Annotated in this window: 13 protein-coding genes; 3 read left to right on the forward strand and 10 right to left on the reverse strand. The window is 64.4% G+C overall.

The annotated features are described in order from the left end of the window. Positions 1 to 57: 57 nt before the first annotated feature. The 5 genes from NKI85_RS16990 to cysG form a co-directional block, all read right to left on the reverse strand. Entirely contained in the window at positions 58 to 594 is a 537-nt protein-coding gene (locus NKI85_RS16990) for a DUF934 domain-containing protein (RefSeq protein ID WP_352525163.1), read from the reverse strand. A 58-nt stretch (positions 595 to 652) separates the two neighbouring features. Beyond that, positions 653 to 1,417: a phosphoadenylyl-sulfate reductase gene (locus tag NKI85_RS16995; RefSeq protein WP_352525162.1), complete on the reverse strand. Its 765-nt coding sequence runs from the start codon at positions 1,415 to 1,417 to the stop codon at positions 653 to 655. Further along, positions 1,392 to 3,062, reverse strand: coding sequence for a nitrite/sulfite reductase (locus NKI85_RS17000; protein ID WP_352525160.1), 1,671 nt, complete (start codon positions 3,060 to 3,062; stop codon positions 1,392 to 1,394). The genes NKI85_RS16995 and NKI85_RS17000 overlap by 26 nt, the downstream gene beginning before the upstream one ends. 73 nt (positions 3,063 to 3,135) lie before the next feature. Beyond that, positions 3,136 to 3,441: a DUF2849 domain-containing protein gene (locus tag NKI85_RS17005; RefSeq protein ID WP_352525158.1), complete on the reverse strand. Its 306-nt coding sequence runs from the start codon at positions 3,439 to 3,441 to the stop codon at positions 3,136 to 3,138. Then, positions 3,438 to 4,904 (reverse strand): siroheme synthase CysG, encoded by a 1,467-nt coding sequence (cysG, locus tag NKI85_RS17010; protein ID WP_352525157.1) that lies wholly within the window; start codon positions 4,902 to 4,904, stop codon positions 3,438 to 3,440. The genes NKI85_RS17005 and cysG overlap by 4 nt, the downstream gene beginning before the upstream one ends. Before the next feature lie 419 nt (positions 4,905 to 5,323). On the opposite strand from cysG, the gene NKI85_RS17015 reads away from it, so the two are divergent. Together NKI85_RS17015 and NKI85_RS17020 are read left to right on the forward strand one after the other, a co-directional pair. Then, complete coding sequence (locus tag NKI85_RS17015) at positions 5,324 to 5,773, forward strand: baeRF12 domain-containing protein (RefSeq protein WP_352777046.1); 450 nt, start codon at positions 5,324 to 5,326, stop codon at positions 5,771 to 5,773. Between the two features lie 220 nt (positions 5,774 to 5,993). Further along, on the forward strand, positions 5,994 to 7,745 hold the full coding sequence (locus NKI85_RS17020; protein WP_352525155.1) for a cation:proton antiporter domain-containing protein: 1,752 nt from the start codon (positions 5,994 to 5,996) through the stop codon (positions 7,743 to 7,745). Positions 7,746 to 7,832: 87 nt separating this feature from the next. On the opposite strand, the gene NKI85_RS17025 is transcribed toward NKI85_RS17020, so the two are convergent. The 5 genes from NKI85_RS17025 to NKI85_RS17045 all read right to left on the reverse strand — a co-directional run bounded on the left by NKI85_RS17025 (position 7,833) and on the right by NKI85_RS17045 (position 13,592). Then, entirely contained in the window at positions 7,833 to 8,585 is a 753-nt protein-coding gene (locus tag NKI85_RS17025; RefSeq protein ID WP_023675240.1) for an SDR family NAD(P)-dependent oxidoreductase, read from the reverse strand. Positions 8,586 to 8,646: 61 nt separating this feature from the next. Further along, positions 8,647 to 10,896, reverse strand: a complete 2,250-nt coding sequence (locus NKI85_RS17030) for a transglycosylase domain-containing protein (protein WP_352525154.1) — start codon at positions 10,894 to 10,896, stop codon at positions 8,647 to 8,649. Positions 10,897 to 11,187: 291 nt separating this feature from the next. Further along, positions 11,188 to 11,439 (reverse strand): hypothetical protein, encoded by a 252-nt coding sequence (locus NKI85_RS17035; RefSeq protein WP_352525152.1) that lies wholly within the window; start codon positions 11,437 to 11,439, stop codon positions 11,188 to 11,190. Positions 11,440 to 11,482: 43 nt separating this feature from the next. After that, positions 11,483 to 12,103: a ribonuclease D gene (locus NKI85_RS17040; RefSeq protein WP_352525151.1), complete on the reverse strand. Its 621-nt coding sequence runs from the start codon at positions 12,101 to 12,103 to the stop codon at positions 11,483 to 11,485. A gap of 103 nt (positions 12,104 to 12,206) precedes the next feature. Next, on the reverse strand, positions 12,207 to 13,592 hold the full coding sequence (locus NKI85_RS17045; RefSeq protein ID WP_352525150.1) for a M20/M25/M40 family metallo-hydrolase: 1,386 nt from the start codon (positions 13,590 to 13,592) through the stop codon (positions 12,207 to 12,209). 447 nt (positions 13,593 to 14,039) lie between these two features. On the opposite strand from NKI85_RS17045, the gene polA reads away from it, so the two are divergent. Then, the gene (polA, locus tag NKI85_RS17050) at positions 14,040 to 16,994 is read left to right on the forward strand and encodes a DNA polymerase I (protein WP_352525220.1); all 2,955 of its coding nucleotides are present in this window, start codon (positions 14,040 to 14,042) and stop codon (positions 16,992 to 16,994) included. Positions 16,995 to 17,349: the final 355 nt, after the last annotated feature.

Genomic DNA, 17,349 nt, shown 5'->3' on the forward strand with positions numbered 1-17,349 from the left:
AAAGACTGAATCGGCAATGTGGTCCGACCAGATGCGGCTTTGGTTCCGCGGGGCGGATCAGCCGGCGCGCACCCGCCGCCAGGAATATTTCGGGCCTTTGGCCTCCGGCTTCACCGCCGGCTGGTAGAACAGCGGCAGTCCGCCGGTGCGGCCTTGCTCGAGCCGCTTCAGCAGCACCGGGTGCGACACCTCGAATTCGTCGAAGCCGAGGCGCAGCATATGCGGCAGCTGGTCGATCAGAACCTGGCCGGTGGCGCGCATGGCGCCGGCAAAATGATAACGGCTGCGCAGCAATTCGCCCTTGGAGAACGAGCGGCCGTCATTGAACGCCGGAAACGCCAGCGCCACCAGCGACAGCTGGTCGAGCAGGCCGGCGATCTTTTCGAGCTGGTCGCCGGGCTGCAGCAGCACGCCAATGCGTTCCTTCGCCGACCGCCGCACCTCCGGATCGAGGCCGAGAAACGCCTGCAGCGGCAGGATGAAGCGGCCATTGCCGACCAGCGCCTCGGCGCTTTCGGCATGAACCCACTCGTCCTCGCAGAAACCATTCGGCGTCCACAGGCGGGTGGCGGTTTCCGCTATCAATTCGCTCATCAAGAAAATTCCCAAGTTCAAAAACCTGGATCCCAAAAATCCGGGATCCCAAAAGATCCTAAAGCGAGGCGTCGGTCAGTGACTTCTCCAGCCCCGACAAATGGATGCCGCACTCGGTCTTGGCGTGCCCGGCCCAGCGGCCACTGCGCGCGTCATCGCCAGGCTGCACCGGCTGCGTGCACGGAAAACAGCCGATCGACAGATAGCCATAGGCGACCAGCGGGTTTTCACGCAGCGCATGTGCGCGCATGTAGCCGGCCTGGTCTGATGTCGTCCAGTGCGCCAGCGGATTGATGCGGATGCGCGAGCCGACCGCCTCGAACACCGGAAGCGCTGCCCGCGTCGCCGCCTGGAAGCGCTTGCGGCCGGTGAACCAGGCGCGGAACGGCTCGACGCCGCGCGCCAGCGGCTCGACCTTGCGCACGTCGCAGCAGGCGTCGGTATCGGTCTCGTTGAGATTGCCGGTCGGGTCGATCCTTGCCAGCGCCGTATCGTCGGGCCTGATCACCCGGATATCGGTCAGCCCGAAATCGGCGACCAGCGCGTCACGATAGCCGAGCGTTTCCTCGAAATGCTTGCCGGTGTCGAGAAAGATCACCGGCAGCGTGCGGTCGATCTCGGCGATCATGTGCAGCAGCACCGCCGAATCCGCGCCGAACGACGAAACCGCGGCGATTTCGCCGTGAAACAACTCCCGGGCTGAGCGCTCGATGATCTCCAGCGGCTTCAGATGGCCATAGAGCGCGTCGAGACCCGCCGCTTCGGCGGCGATGCCGGCCTCGACGTCGACGATCCGATCAAGCGGCCTTGGCTTCGCCAGCATAGAGCGCCTCCTTGAACGGCGCGGGACCGACACGGCGGTAGGCGTCGATGAATCTTTCGTTTCTGTCCAGCCGAAGCCCGAGATAGGTCTCGACGATCTGCTCGATGGCATCGGTGATCTCTTCCGAACTGAAGCCGCGGCCGATGATCTCGCCGACCGAGGTGTTCTCGTCGGCCGAGCCGCCGAGCGTCACTTGATAGAGCTCGGCGCCTTTCTTCTCGACGCCGAGGATGCCGATATGGCCGACATGGTGATGGCCGCAGGCATTGATGCAGCCGGAAATCTTCAGCTTCAATTCGCCGATGTCGCGCTGGCGCTCCAGCGAAGCGAAGCGGCGCGAGATTTCCTGCGCCACGGGGATGGAACGCGCCGTCGCCAGCGCGCAATAGTCGAGGCCGGGGCAGGAGATGATGTCACTGATCAGATTGGAATTGGCCGTCGCCAGCCCGATATCGACCAGCGCGTCATAGACCGCCTTGAGGTCGGCACGCGCGACATGCGGCAGGATCAGGTTCTGCTCGTGGCTGACGCGCAGCTCGTCGAAGGAATATTTTTCGGCAATGTCGGCGACCGCTTCCATCTGGCTGTCGGAGGCATCGCCCGGCGTCTCGCCGATGCCCTTGAGCGAGATGGTCACTGCGGCATAGTCGGGATGGCGATGGGTGACCACATTCTGGTCCAGCCATTCGGAAAAGCTCTTGGAATCGAGCCGGGCAAGCTTGACCGCCTCGTCGCCTTCCGGCCGGTCGACAAGCGCCGGCGGCGCGAAATAGGCGTCGATGGCACGGATGTCGGCTTCCGGCAGCTTCAGCTCGGCGTCCTTCAATTCCTGCCATTCAGCCTCGACCTGGCGGGTGATCTCCTCGACGCCGGTCTCGTGGACCAGGATCTTGATGCGCGCCTTGAACTTGTTGTCGCGCCGGCCATAGAGGTTGTAAACACGCAGGATCGCCGTGCAGTAGGACAACAGATCCGCTTCGGGCAGGAAGTCGCGGATCTTCTTGGCCACCATCGGCGTGCGGCCCTGGCCGCCGCCGACATAGACCGCGAAACCGAACTCGCCGGCCGCATTCTTCTTCAGGTGCAGGCCGATGTCATGCGTCTGGATGGCGGCGCGGTCGCGCTCGGCGCCGGTCACCGCGATCTTGAACTTTCGCGGCAGGAACGAGAATTCCGGATGCACCGACGACCATTGCCGCAGGATTTCGGCATAGGGGCGCGGATCGGCGACCTCGTCGGCGGCGGCGCCGGCGAAGTGGTCGGCGGTGACGTTGCGGATGCAGTTGCCGCTGGTCTGGATGGCGTGCATCTCGACGCTTGCCAGGTCGGCCAGGATAGCCGGAATGTCCGACAGCGCCGGCCAGTTGAACTGGATGTTCTGGCGCGTCGTGAAATGGCCGTAGCCCTTGTCGTATTTGCGGGCGATATGGCCAAGCATGCGCAGCTGCTTGCTGTTCAGCGTGCCGTAGGGCACCGCAATGCGCAGCATATAGGCATGCAGCTGCAGATAGACGCCGTTCATCAGCCGAAGCGGCCGGAACTGATCCTCGGTGATCTCGCCGGCAAGCCGCCGTGCGACCTGGTCGCTGAACTCGGCGACGCGGGCCTTGACGAAATCGTGGTCGAACTCATCGTAACGGTACATGTCTCGGTCTTTCCGGGCGCGTCCGCCCGTTATTTTCTTCATTCGAGCATGATCGGGATCATGCTCCTGTCATCTATGCCGCGCGGGCGGCTTGCGGACGGGCCTGCTTGCCCAGATCGTGACGGGTGGTGGGGCCGGCGGCGCGGATCTTTTCACGCAGCCGGACCGCCTCGACCGTGCCGTTGAGCACGGTCACGTCGATCAGATTGACGTCGACCACCTCGTTGTCGGCGGAGGCCTTGGCGCCGATCGCCTCCAGCCGGTCCTCGGCCGCCTTGTCATAGGCGATGTCGGCGTGGTCGATGGTCTCGGCCCAGCCGCCATTGGCGTACCAGACGGCTATGCCGTCGGCGAGGCGGTTCGCGGTCAGGACTTTCATTGGTTCACTCCTACCGCGGCAGCACGGGCCACGCTTTCCTGCCTGTGTGCCGCCAACGGCTCGGACCGTTCGAAATTGGCGCCGGCGACCGCGTCGCCGATGATGGTCATCACCGGGCCGCTGAGATCGGCGCGCGCCTCCAGCGACGGCAGGTCGGCGAGCGTGCCATGGAAACGGCGGCGGTTGGCGAGGCTGGCATTCTCGACCACGGCGACGGCCGTATCCGGCGACAGGCCGGCTTCGATCAGACGGCCGGCGACCTCGGCGGCGACCGAGCGTCCCATATAGACGGCGACCGTTGCACCGGAAATAGCGAGCTTTGCCCAATCGGGCAGCGAATTTCCCTTTAAGTCGTGACCGGTGGTGAACACCATTGACGACGACACGCCGCGCAGCGTCAGCGGCAGTTCGAAATCGGCGGCGGCGGCAAAGGCCGCGGTGACGCCCGGAACCACCTCATAGGCGATGCCGGCATCGCGCAACGCCGCCATTTCCTCGCCGGCCCGGCCGAACACCAGCGGGTCGCCGGATTTCAGCCGCACGACGCGCTTGCCGGCGTGGCCAAGCTCGACCAGCAGCGCATTGATCTCGGCCTGGCTCTTGGAATGGCAGCCCTTACGCTTGCCGACCGGCAGGCGTTCGGCATCGCGGCGGCCCATGGCGACGATCGCCTCCGGCACCAGCGCGTCATGGACGATCACGTCGGCTTCCATCAGCAGGCGATGAGCGCGCAGCGTCAGCAAGTCCTCGGCGCCGGGACCAGCCCCCACCAAAGCAACATTGCCCAGGGCGATATGGCCCGATGCCGGTGTATCCGAAAGCAGCAGGCGGACGGCGGCGTCATGCGCCTCAGAAAGCTGTCCAGCTTCCACGGCGCGGGCCGGCGCGCCGCCAAAGAAATCGCTCCAGAAGCGGCGGCGGGCATTGCCTTTCGGCAGCAGCTTTTCGGCGGCGCCGCGAAACGATGCGGCAAGCGCGGCGAGCGGCCCGAGCGAAGGCGACAGCATGCGGTCAATGCGGCTGCGCAGCATCTGCGCCAGCACCGGGCCGGCACCTTCCGTGCCGATGGCAATGGCGACCGGCGCGCGGTTGACCAGTGCCGGCGTGAAGAAATCGCAGAGCTCCGGCCGGTCGACGGCATTGACCGGAATGCCCAGCCGGCGCGCATCCCCTGCAACGCGGCGGTCGAGCGCCTCATTGCCGCTGGCGGCAAACACCATCACCGCATCTGCGAGGTGCGCGACATCGTAGGCGTCGGCGACGTGGGTGGCACCTGTCTCGGCGATGAAGGCCAGCAGTTCGGGGCTTGCAGCATCGCTGACGATGCGCAGCACAGCGCTCGACTGAGCGAGCAGCCGCGCCTTGGCCAGCGCCTCCTCGCCACCGCCGATGATGGCCACGGCTTCGCCCTCGACCCGCATGAAGACGGGAAAGGCGTTGAGCTTAGGGTTGGCTTGCGGCATGACGAGCGGAATCCTGGAACCGTTTGCCAGTTCTACGCGGGGGCGCGAAAAACCAGAAGGCACCCACTCGCGCATCGCTTCGTAGCAGGCAATCTCTTTTCTGCAAGCATGACGGCCAAGAGAAAAATATTCCACATTCAAATGCGGAGCGGATTGAAGCTGCTGTTGCGGCCCTTGATCCGCTGCCTTTCTAGCGGCTGGCCGAGCGCGCCACAAAACAGATTTTTCTAAATTCTACCAATTTAGTAGATTAAAGCCGCCGGATCCCAACCGAGCCATTAACGGCAGCTTGGCGCTCTCGCCATCCCTACCGGAACATTCACGCCTCGGCACGCGTTTGCCCTGTAGACCCAGGCCCGGTCATACCCCTGCGGCAAAGGCCCGGCGATGGGTTCGAAAAATCAAAAAAGGAGCGCCCCATGAGCTACGTCAGACTGAAACGCGGATTGTGGATCGTGGTGGCCGACGGCGAAAAGGCGCTATTCCTCGAGAACCGTGGAGACGTCCAATATCCCGACCTTCAGGTCGTGCACGAGATGGAGCAGGAAAATCCGGCGACCCGAGAGCAAGGCACGGACCGCCCCGGCCGCTACAGCGACGGCCCTTCCGTCCACCGCAGCGCGGTCGAGGACACCGACTGGCACCGTCTCGGCAAGGAGCGTTTTGCCGACGAGATTGCCGACACGCTCTACAAGCTCGCGCATCGCGGCACGTTCAAGGAGATCGTGCTGATCGCGCCGCCGCCGGTGCTGGGCGACATGCGCAGGAAGCTGCACAAGGAGGTCGCTGACAAGATAACGGCGGAAATTCCAAAGACGCTGACCAACCACAGCATATCCGATATCGAGAGCCTGCTGCAGGCGACCTGATCGCGGCATCGGCTGCGCGCAACCTTCATTTCCGTATCAATCGCCAGGCTGGAGCAGGCCGCGCCGTGGTGGTGGCAAATCTTGCCGGCTCTCCGTCTTTTTGCTGCTTTGCCATTGATTTCATGGGATTGCGGGCTGTCACGCGACTGTCCATACTGCCAGGGCGGCGGCTTTGGCCGGCATATCCGACATCGCGATTCCTGAAGGCGCTCCATAGACAATGCCGCATGACACGCCCCTTATCGCCACCATCGTTGCCGGTCTGGGGCTGGCTTTCGTCTTCGGCGCGCTTGCCAACCGCTTCCGCGTCCCGCCGCTGGTAGGCTATCTCATCGCCGGCGTTCTGGTTGGACCGAACACGCCGGGTTTCGTCGCCGATGCCGGCCTCGCCAATGAACTGGCTGAGATCGGCGTCATCCTGCTGATGTTCGGCGTCGGCCTGCATTTCTCGCTGAGGGACCTGTTGTCGGTCCGCGCTATCGCGGTGCCCGGCGCCATCGTGCAGATCGGCTTTGCGACAGCCCTTGGCGCCGGCCTTGCCTGGATGCTCGGCTGGTCGATGGGTGCGGGGCTGGTCTTTGGCCTGGCGCTTTCCGTCGCCTCGACCGTGGTGCTGTTGCGCGCGCTACAAGAGCGGCGGCTGATCGAAACCGAGCGTGGCCGCATAGCCGTCGGCTGGCTGATCGTCGAGGATCTGGCCATGGTGCTGGCGCTGGTGCTTTTGCCGGCATTGGCCGGCGTGCTCGGTGGCCAGCAGCAGGCCGAGGTCCACGGCAGTCTGCTGTCGCTGCCCGCGAACTACGGCATCTGGGGCGTCGTCGCCATCACGCTGGCCAAGGTCGCGGCCTTCGTCGTGGTCATGCTGGTGGTCGGCCGCCGGCTTGTCCCCTGGATCCTGCACTACGTCGCCCATACCGGATCGCGCGAACTGTTCCGGCTGGCGGTGCTCGCCATTGCGCTTGGCGTCGCCTTTGGCGCGGCCAAGCTGTTCGGCGTGTCGCTGGCACTGGGCGCTTTCTTCGCCGGCATGATCATGAGCGAATCCGAGCTCAGCCACCGGGCGGCCGAGGAATCGCTGCCGTTGCGTGACGCCTTTTCCGTGCTGTTCTTCGTTTCGGTCGGCATGCTGTTCGACCCGTTCAGCCTGATCAGCAATGGCTGGCCGATCCTGGCGACGCTGGCCATAATCGTTATCGGCAAGTCGCTGGCAGCCTTCGTCATCGTCCTCGTTTTCCGCTATCCGATCGCAACCGCGTTGATGATTTCGGCAAGCCTTGCCCAGATCGGCGAATTCTCGTTCATCCTGGCTGAACTTGGCGTCGGTCTGAAGCTGCTGCCCGAACAGGGCCGCGACCTCATCCTCGCCGGCGCCATCCTGTCGATCGTCCTCAACCCGCTGATGTTTGTTGCCGTCGACTGGGTAAAACCTTGGCTGGAAAAACGCGCCGGCAAGACGGTGCCGTCCGACGAAGTAAGGCCGATCGGCCCGGCAACCGAGCCCGGCCAGGTGGCTTCCGTGTCGGCACCTGCGAAAGAGGATGGCCCGCCGCCCAGGACGAGGCAGGCCGGCCACACCATCCTGATCGGCTACGGCCGCGTCGGCAGTCTCGTCGGCGCGTCCCTGAAGCAGGCCGCCCTGCCCTTCCTCGTCATCGAGGATGCAGACAAGACGCTGGCGAAGCTCAAGACCGAAGCCGTCGAAACCGTGGCCGGCAACGCGGCGAATGGCAACGTATTCGCCGCATCCAATCCCGAGGGCGCAAAGCGGCTGATCCTGGCCATTCCCAACGCCTTCGAGGCAGGGCAGATCGTGCTGCGCGCCCGCGCCGCCAATCCGACAATCGAAATCATCGCCCGCGCCCATTCCGATGCCGAGGTCGAGCACCTCAAGGGCCTTGGTGCCGACACGGTCATCATGGGCGAACGCGAGATCGCCCGTGGGATTGTCGAAGTGGTGACGGGGACGGCCTGACCCAATTCACCTGGCCGGCTGAGGATGACCGCGTGCCATCACATGGGAACGGGACGGCAGGCTGGATAGCTCGCCTGGAAAAGCCTTCTACACGTGCTGGCCGCCATTGATGTGGATTTCCGAGCCGGTCACGTAGGAGGCCTGCTGCGAGCACAGGAAGAAGATGATATCGGCGACTTCCGCGGTGGTGCCCAGCCTTCTCAGCGGGATCGTCTCGACGATCTTTTCGGTGCCCGGCGACAGGATAGCGGTGTCGATCTCGCCCGGCGCGATCGCATTGACGCGAATGCCGTGCGGGCCGAAATCATGCGCCATCTCGCGCGTCAGAGAGCCGAGTGCCGCCTTCGACGTCGCGTAGGCGGTGCCGGCGAAAGGATGCACGCGGGTGCCGGCGATCGAGGTGACGTTGACGATCGAGCCCTTGGCCGAAGCCAGCTCCTTGAACAGACCGCGCGCCAGCATGATCGGGGCGAAGAAATTGACCTGGAAGACGTCGCGCCAGACATGCATCGGCGTGTCGATCGAGTTCATGCGGCTGTTGCCGTCCTTGAGCTTCGGCGAGATGCCGGCATTGTTGACCAGCGCATGCAGCTGGCCGCCATGTGCTTCCAGGCGGTGGCGAATCTCGGAGATCGCGATGCCGACATCCTCCTGGTCGGCGAGATCGACCTTGATGTGGTCTTCCGGGCCGGCCGGCCACGGGCAGTCCTCGGCAAAAGCCTGGCGCGAGCAGGTGATGACGCGCCAGCCTTCGCGTGAAAAGCGCTTGACCGTGGCATGGCCGATGCCGCGGCTGGCGCCGGTCAGCACAATGGTCTTTCTGGTGTCGGTTTCGGCCATGTCGCTTGCCTCCAAGCGAGAGATGTAGCGGAACGCGGCAGCGGTTGCGAGGGGATAGAGCTCAGCCGCCTGTCAGAATGTCCAGGATCGAGGTCTGCCGCTTCTTGACCGGGCCGCCGACATTGCCGGGCGGCACCGGGTGCTTGATCGATCCGGTTGCGCCGTCGACACCCGGCATGGCAAGGCCGCCGGCATCGACCGTCTCGGCGGGCCGCGCGGGACGCGAAGGCGACTGGGTGGCTGCGGGCGGCGCTGATTGGCCAACGGAAGCGACCGGCGCAGGCGGCGCCGTATCGGACGGTATCTCGTCCGGGACGATGGTGTCGGGCGGCGTCGATTTCCAGGTTCCGGGCAGCGGCCGCACCGGCACGCCTTCATGTGCGGCGACCATGAATTCATGCCAGGCCTGCGCCGGCAGGGCGCCGCCGGTGACCTTCTTCATCGCGCTGCCGTCGTCATTGCCGAACCAGACGCCGGTGGTGAGATTGGCGGTATAGCCGATGAACCAGGCGTCGCGCGAGTTCTGGCTGGTGCCGGTCTTGCCGGCGGCCGGCCAGGCGAACGCCGCTTTCCTGGCCGTGCCGATCTCGACCGTGCCGGTCATCATCGAGTTCATCATGCCGACAACGTCGGGCTTGACGACGCGCGGCGCACCGCCGCCATTGTTTTCGTAGAGTACCTTGCCGTCGCTGGTCGTGACCCGGCGGATGAAATGGATGTCCGGCTTGTAACCGCCATTGGCGAAGGGAACATAGGCCGAGGTCAGTTCCAGCGGCGTCACTTCCGAGGTGCCGAGCGCGATCGATGTGTTGGCCGTCAGCTCGGACTGGATGCCCATGCGGTGCGCCGCCTCGACCACCGCGCTCGGTCCGACTTCCATGGTCAGCTGCGCGGCCACCGAGTTCAGCGATTTTGCCAGCGCCGTCGCCAGCGTCACCTTGCCGAAATATTTGCCGCCGTAATTATCGGGCGTCCAGTTGCCGATCTTGATCGGCGCATCGTTGCGCACGCTGTCGGGCGTGCGGCCGGATTCCAGCGCCGCCATATAGACGAACGGCTTGAACGCTGAACCCGGCTGGCGGCGCGCTTCCGAGGCGCGGTCGAACTGGCTGGTCGAATAATCATAGCCGCCGACCATGGCGCGCACCGCGCCGGAATTGTCGATCGACACCAGCGCGCCCTGGCTGACGTTGAGCTTCTTGCCGCTCTGGTCGATCAGCCGGCGGATCGATTGCTCGGCGAGCTTCTGCAGCGTCAGATCGACGGTCGTGTCGACGACGATATCGCGGCGCACGTCGCCGATCAGGTCGGGCAGTTCTTCCATGATCGTGTCGGCGACGTAGTTTTCCGAGCCGGTCCAGTAGGACGGCGCGCGTGTCGCCGGCGCGCTCATCGCCGTGGTCAGCTCCTTGGCGCTGATCTTGCCCTCGTCGCGCATAGCAGCGAGCACCAGCTGCGAGCGTTGCTCGGCCGCCTTCGGGTCGCGCGCCGGCGACAGCCGCGATGGCGCCTTGAGCAGGCCGGCGAGAAGCGCCGCCTCAGACAGCGTGACGTCGCGCGCGCTCTTGCCGAAATAGCGGCGCGAGGCCGCTTCGACGCCATAGGCGCCGGAGCCGAAATAAACCCGGTTGAGGTACATTTCGAGGATCTGGTCCTTCGTATGCTTGTGCTCCAGCCACAGCGCCAGCAGCACTTCCTGCACCTTGCGTTCCAGCGTGCGGTCCGGCGTCAGGAACAGGTTCTTGGCCAGCTGCTGGGTCAGCGTCGAGCCGCCCTGCGAAAAATGCCCGCCGAGAACATTGGTCACCATGGCCCGGGAAAGGCCGATCGGGTCGATGCCGAAATGCGAATAGAAGCGGCGGTCCTCGATGGCGATGACGGCTTCGGGAATGTAGGGCGACATCTCGTGCAGGCCGACGGCTTCGCCGCCGCTCATGCCGCGATTGCCAAGCAGCTGGCCGTCGACCGAGACGATCTTGATGTTGGGTGCGCGGTCGGGAATGGCCCAGGTGGTAGCCGCCGGCATTTTCGCGCCGTAATAGACGACGATGCCGGCAGCAGCGATGCCGCCCCAGATGGCCAGCACGAAGCACCAGTAGAACAGCCGGCCAAGCACGCCGAACACGCCGCGCCGGCCTTTGCCGCGCCCGCCACGTGACGGTTTTGCCTTGGGCGATTTGCGTTTTGTAGCGGCTTTTCGGTTGCTCGGCACGACGCGGTCCTCCTCGCTCACCGAAAAACCGGCCGAGGAGCTCGCCGCCGGCGATGCCTCGAAGCTGGGCTCGATGCGGCTGTCTTTCCGGTTCGCCATGCGCTGTGCTGTTTTCCCGATGCCTATGGCGTTCGAGTTGAAGACTAGATGCGGCGGTTTAAAGGCGGGTTAAGTCGGGAAAAATCGAAGCAAACTGTATTCAACCGGATGCGGCCCGCGCCGGCGCTAAAGCCGAAATGAAAAAACCCGCCTCGGTCGGCGGGTCGTCGGCGCGAATGAGCAACCATACGGAAATTACTAGCATAGCTGCCGGCACAAAGCAAGAACAAAATACGCCATCCAGGAATAAATCGCTTCAGCGTGCGATGCCGGCCGGCGACATACCCGGCCTCAGTCGTCCGCGTCCGGATCGTCGGAAGCCGGCCGCCAGCTGATCGGCTCGATCTTCTTTTGCGTATGGCCGTCCGTATAGGCCCACCAGCCGGCATCGCTTTCGTCCCAGTCGCCGCCGGCCGCCTTCAGCCGGTCGAGCGAACGGTATTGCGCGATGCTCTCGTTCATGACGCCGTCGCTGTCCTGCCAGTAGACGGTGACCTTGGAACCGTCCTTCGGCGCCGTTTCGATTGATTTTCGGGCAGCCATTTCAGTTCCTCCCGGCCGACGGCGATAAATTGCCAGAAGGCCATCAGCTATGGGCGAAGATATCCTCTTCATCCCAGCCCATCAGGTCGAGTTTCGCACGGGTCGGCAGGAAGCGGAAGCAGGCATCGGCTTCCTTGGTCCGGTTGTCGCGCGCCAGCCGCGCGCCCAGCACGTCGCGCAGCCGGTGCAGATAGAGCACGTCGGACGCGGCATATTCGAGTTGCTCGGGCGACAGTGTCTCGGCCGCCCAGTCCGACGATTGCTGCGCCTTCGACAGTCCGACCCCGAGAAGCTCGAAGCAGATGTCCTTCAGCCCATGCCGGTCGGTGTAGGTGCGCGTCAGCCGCGACGCGATCTTGGTGCAGAACACCGGTTCCGGCATGACGCCGAAGGCGTTGTAGAGCACGGCGAGGTCGAAGCGGCCGTAATGGAAGAGCTTGGTGATGCTGCGGTTGCGCAGCAGGCTGACCAGGTTCGGCGCCTTCTTCTGGCCGGGCGCGATCTGGATGACGTCGGCCGAGCCGTCGCCCGGCGAGATCTGTACGACGCAGAGCCGGTCGCGGTGCGGGTTCAGCCCCAGCGTCTCGGTGTCGATGGCGACCGCCCCGACATCGTAATGCAGCAGGCCGGGCAGATCGTTCTTGTGGAAACGGATGTCGCTCATCGTCTTCTCCGGTCGCGGCCCCGTGCACAGACGCGCGACGGACCATGCCCGTCCTTGCCGTGATCCGGTGAAAAATCAACAGAAAGTTGATCATGGCGCAATTTCAGCGTGTCAGCGCCTCGAGAATGCGCGCCCAGGAGCGCTGGCCCTTGTGGAAGGAACTCATCTCGTACTTTTCATTCGGCGAGTGGATGCGGTCGTCGTCGAGGCCGAAACCGACCAGCAGCGATTCCATGCCGAGATAGGTCTGGAAATCGCCGACCACAGGGATCGAGCCGCCGCTGCCGGTCACCACGGCCGGCTTCGGCCATTCGTCGGAGAGCGCCTGCTTGGCCTTGGCCAGAAAGGGCGAGTCGTAGGAAAGCTGGATTGCCGGCGAGGCGCCATGCGGGTGGAACTCGACCGCGCAGTCCGCCGGCACACGTTCCCTGGCGAACGCCTGGAAGGCGGCGCGGATCTTCTCCGGATCCTGTTTGTGGACGAGGCGAAAGGAGACTTTTGCCGAAGCTTGCGCCGCGATCACCGTCTTGAAGCCCTTGCCGGTATAGCCGCCGATGATGCCGTTGAACTCGGCCGTCGGCCGCGCCCAGGTCAGCTCGAGTACCGAGCGGCCCTTTTCGCCGGACGGGATCGACAGGCCGATGGGGCCGAGGAAGGTCTCGGCGGTCTCGCCGAGCGACAGCCACGACTGCAATATCTGCGAGGGCGTTTCCTCGACGCCGTCATAGAACCCCGGAATGGTGACGTGACCGTCCTGGTCGTGGATGTCGGCGAGGATTTTTGCCAGGATGCGGATCGGATTGGCGGCGGCGCCGCCATAGAGCCCGGAATGCAGGTCGCGATCGGCGGCCGTCACCGTGATCTCCTCGCCGACCAGACCGCGCAGCGAGACGCAGATCGACGGCGTATCGCGGTCCCACATGCCGGTGTCGCAGACCAGCGCGAAATCGGCCCTGAGCTCGTCCGCATTCGCTTCGAGAAACGGCTTCAGTGACGGCGACCCGGACTCCTCCTCGCCCTCGAACAGGATCGTGATGCGGCACGGCAATCCGCCATGCACCTGCTTCCATGCGCGGCAGGCCTCGACGAAGGTCATCAGCTGACCCTTGTCGTCGGCCGCGCCGCGGCCGGTGATCACCTTGTGGCCGGGCTCGATCTCCTTGACCGCTGGCGCGAACGGGTCGCTTTCCCACAGTTCGATCGGATCGACCGGCTGCACGTCGTAATGGCCGTAAAACAGCAAATGCGGCGCGCCCGCCGGCCCGTCGTGATGCGCGACCACCATCGGATGGCCAGGCGTGTCGCGCACGCTGGCGTCGAAGCCGATCAGCTTGAGCTCGGCGACCAGCCATTCGGCGGCCTTGCGGCAGTCGGCCGCGTAGTCCGGATCGGTGGAGATCGACTTGATGCCGAGCAGGCCGAACAGGCGTTCGAGGCTCTGGTCGAAATTCTTGTCGAGGCGGTCGAGTACCGGGGAAACTGCAGACATCTGGCGGGCCTTTCGATTCTGGCGGCGAATCTAGAGCCCATACGGCGAAACGGAAAGCCCGCGACCGTTAGGCCACAAGGTAGGATCCTGTCGAAAGGCAAAAAAATGCCGCCGTGGTGGAGGGGGAACCACGGCGGCCTTACTCGAAACGATGCGGCAGCCCGGAGAGGGGGGATAGGCTGCCGCAAGTGTCCGGGATAGGCGGGGGACGGGCCTTGCTCCGGACTTCGGCGAAAACTGCCGATGGCATTTATTTGTGTCTCCGAACATGGCGATTCAAGGGCACAAAAATTACACTTTCGTAACATAGGCGTGAGCGAACAAAGCTCTGAACCAGGCTCTGAACCAAGCCCTCATGGGCCAGCTCTGTCAGGGTGTTGCCGGAACCCTTGCCTGAAGCCGCGTTTGGCATGGACCGCGGCGCTGCGCCGCGCTATCCCTCGTGCCATGAAAAAAGGCGATCATCTCTTCCTTATCGACGGCTCCGGCTACATCTTCCGGGCCTATCACGCGCTCCCGCCGCTGACCCGCAAGTCCGACGGGCTGCCGACCAGTGCCGTGCTCGGCTTCTGCAACATGGTCTGGAAACTGACGCAGGACGCCCGCAACACCGATGTCGGCATCGTGCCGACGCATTTCGCCGTGATCTTCGACTATTCGTCGAAAACCTTTCGCAACCACCTCTACCCTGAATACAAGGCCAACCGCTCGGCGCCGCCGGAAGATTTGATCCCGCAATTCGGCCTGATTCGCCAGGCGACCAGGGCCTTCAACCTGCCCTGTATCGAGACGGAAGGCTACGAGGCCGACGACCTGATCGCCACCTATTGCCGGCTTGCCTGTGAAGCCGGCGCCGATACCACCATCATCTCTTCCGACAAGGATCTGATGCAACTGGTTGGCCCTTCGGTCGCCATGTACGACCCGATGAAGGACCGTCAGATCGGCGTTCCCGAGGTGATCGAGAAATGGGGCGTGCCGCCGGAGAAAATGATCGACCTGCAGGCGCTGACCGGCGATTCGGTCGACAATGTGCCGGGCGTGCCCGGCATCGGGCCGAAGACGGCGGCGCAATTGCTCGAACAGTTCGGCGACCTCGACACGCTGCTCGCCCGCGCCGGCGAGATCAAGCAGGACAAGCGGCGCGAATCGATCATCGCCAACGCCGACAAGGCGCGCATTTCGCGTGATCTGGTGACGCTGAAGAATGACGTGCCGGTGACCGAGGGGCTCGACGAGTTCGTGTTGCACGCGCCGGACGGTCCCAGGCTGATCGGCTTTCTCAAGACCATGGAATTCTCGACGCTGACCCGCCGCGTCGCCGAAGCGACCGGAACCGACGCAGGCGACGTTGCGGCCACTGCCGTCACGATAGAGCGTGCCGATACCGCGCATGGCCCCGACATGGGTTTTGGCGTGCCCGCGGCCGCCGAGAGCGCACCGGGCGTCAAGTCGGACGAAGCGGCGTCCGAAGCCCCGGCCGAAGCCACGCAAGGCGACACCCCATCTCTGCTTTCGGCGCTTCGCCTGGAGGCTGCCACCGCCCGTAAGATCGACACCGGCGCCTATGCCTGCATCCGCGACGCCGCGACGCTGAAGGCCTGGATCGCCGAGGCGATGGAGACCGGCATCGTCGCCTTCGACGTTAAGGCCTCCTCACCCGATCCGATGCGGGCCGAACTGATCGGCCTTGCCATGGCCGTCGCGCCCGGCCACGCCGCCTATGTGCCGCTTGCCCACAAGAACGGCAACGGCGACCTGCTCGGCGGCGGCGCGGTCGAAAACCAGATCCCGATCCGCGACGCGCTGGCGTTGCTGAAGCCGCTGCTCGAGGACAAATCCGTCCTCAAGATCGTGCACGACATGAAATACCGCCTTGTCGTCATGAGCCGTCACGGCATCGAGATCGGCCCCTATGACGACACTATGCTGATCTCCTACGTGCTCGAGGCCGGCACCCATGGTGGCCATGGGCTGGAGGCGCTGGCCGATAAATGGCTCGGCCACTCGACCATTCCGCTGAAGGAACTCGCCGGTTCGGGAAGAAGCTTCGTCGGCCTCGATCAGGCCGACCTCGGCAAGGCGACCGCCTACGGCGCCGAGCACGCCGACGTCGCGCTCAGGCTCTGGCAGGTGCTGAAGCCACGGCTTGCCGCCAAGGGCCTTGTCTCGGTCTATGAACGGCTAGAACGGCCGCTGGTGCCGGTATTGGCGAGGATGGAACAGCGCGGCATCTCCGTCGACCGGCAGATCCTGTCGCGGCTCTCCGGCGAACTGGCACAGGGTGCCGCGCGGCTCGAGGACGAGATCTATCAGCTGGTCGGCGAGCGCATCAACATCGGCTCGCCAAAACAGCTCGGCGACATCCTGTTCGGCAGGATGGGCCTGCCCGGCGGTTCTAAAACCAAGACCGGCCAATGGTCGACCTCGGCGCAGCTTCTCGAAGACCTCGCCGCCGAAGGCCACGAATTGCCGCGCAAGATCGTCGACTGGCGCCAGCTGACCAAGCTGAAATCGACCTATACCGATGCGCTGCCCGGCTTCATCCATCCCGACACCAGGCGCGTCCACACCTCCTACGCGCTTGCCGCGACGACAACCGGCCGGCTGTCGTCCTCGGACCCCAATCTGCAGAATATTCCGGTGCGCACCGTCGAGGGCCGAAAGATCAGGACGGCCTTCATCGCCGACAAGGGCAACAAGCTGGTTTCCGCCGACTACAGCCAGATCGAATTGCGCGTGCTCGCCCATGTCGCCGAAATCCCTCAGCTCAAGCAGGCCTTCGCCGACGGCGCCGACATCCACGCCATCACCGCCTCGGAAATGTTCAACGTGCCGGTCGAGGGCATGCCTTCCGAAGTGCGCCGCCGTGCCAAGGCGATCAATTTCGGCATCATCTACGGCATTTCGGCCTTTGGCCTCGCCAACCAGCTGTCGATCGCGCGCGAGGAAGCCGGCGACTACATCAAGAAATATTTCGAGCGCTTCCCCGGCATCCGCGACTATATCGACGCGACCAAGGCCTATGCCCGCGAGCACGGCTTCGTCGAAACCATTTTTGGCCGCCGCATCCACTATCCGGAGATACGCTCGTCAAATCCCTCGGTCCGCGCGTTCAACGAGCGCGCCTCGATCAATGCACGCCTGCAGGGCACCGCCGCCGACATCATCCGCCGCGCCATGATCCGTATGGACGAGGCGCTGGAAAAGGCGAAGCTTTCCGCCCGCATGCTGCTGCAGGTGCATGACGAGCTGGTTTTCGAGACGGCCGAAGCCGAGGTCGAGGCGACGATCCCCGTCGTCTGCCATGTCATGGAGAACGCCGCCATGCCGGCGGTATCGATGTCGGTGCCGCTGCACGTCGACGCCCGCGCCGCCAACAACTGGGAAGAGGCACATTGAGGCGGGGCCGCTGAGCCGCCCTGCGAATGGCGGCTTCTGCATTTTCACAACAGCACCAACTGACAGTCCTCGGCGCCGCCCCTCATCGCCCTGCCGGGCACTTCTCCCCGTAAATGACGGGGAGAAGGAAGCCGGCACCAACGCCCCCGTCCTTCACGGGGAGAGGGTGAGGGTGAGGGGCAGCGCAAACGGCTGGAATGGGCGCAAAGTGAAAATCCAAACCCGTCCCCAGTGTGATACAAAGCCCCCATGATCACCAAGACACTCCAGAATCTGGTAAAGCATGCGGAAGCTTGGCCTCGCGAAGACCAGGAGGAGCTTGCCGACTATGCCCGCCTCATCAAGGCCCGCCGAA

It is taken from the genome of Mesorhizobium sp. M0571 (genome assembly GCF_040320985.1).
Classification (GTDB): Bacteria; Pseudomonadota; Alphaproteobacteria; order Rhizobiales; family Rhizobiaceae; genus Mesorhizobium.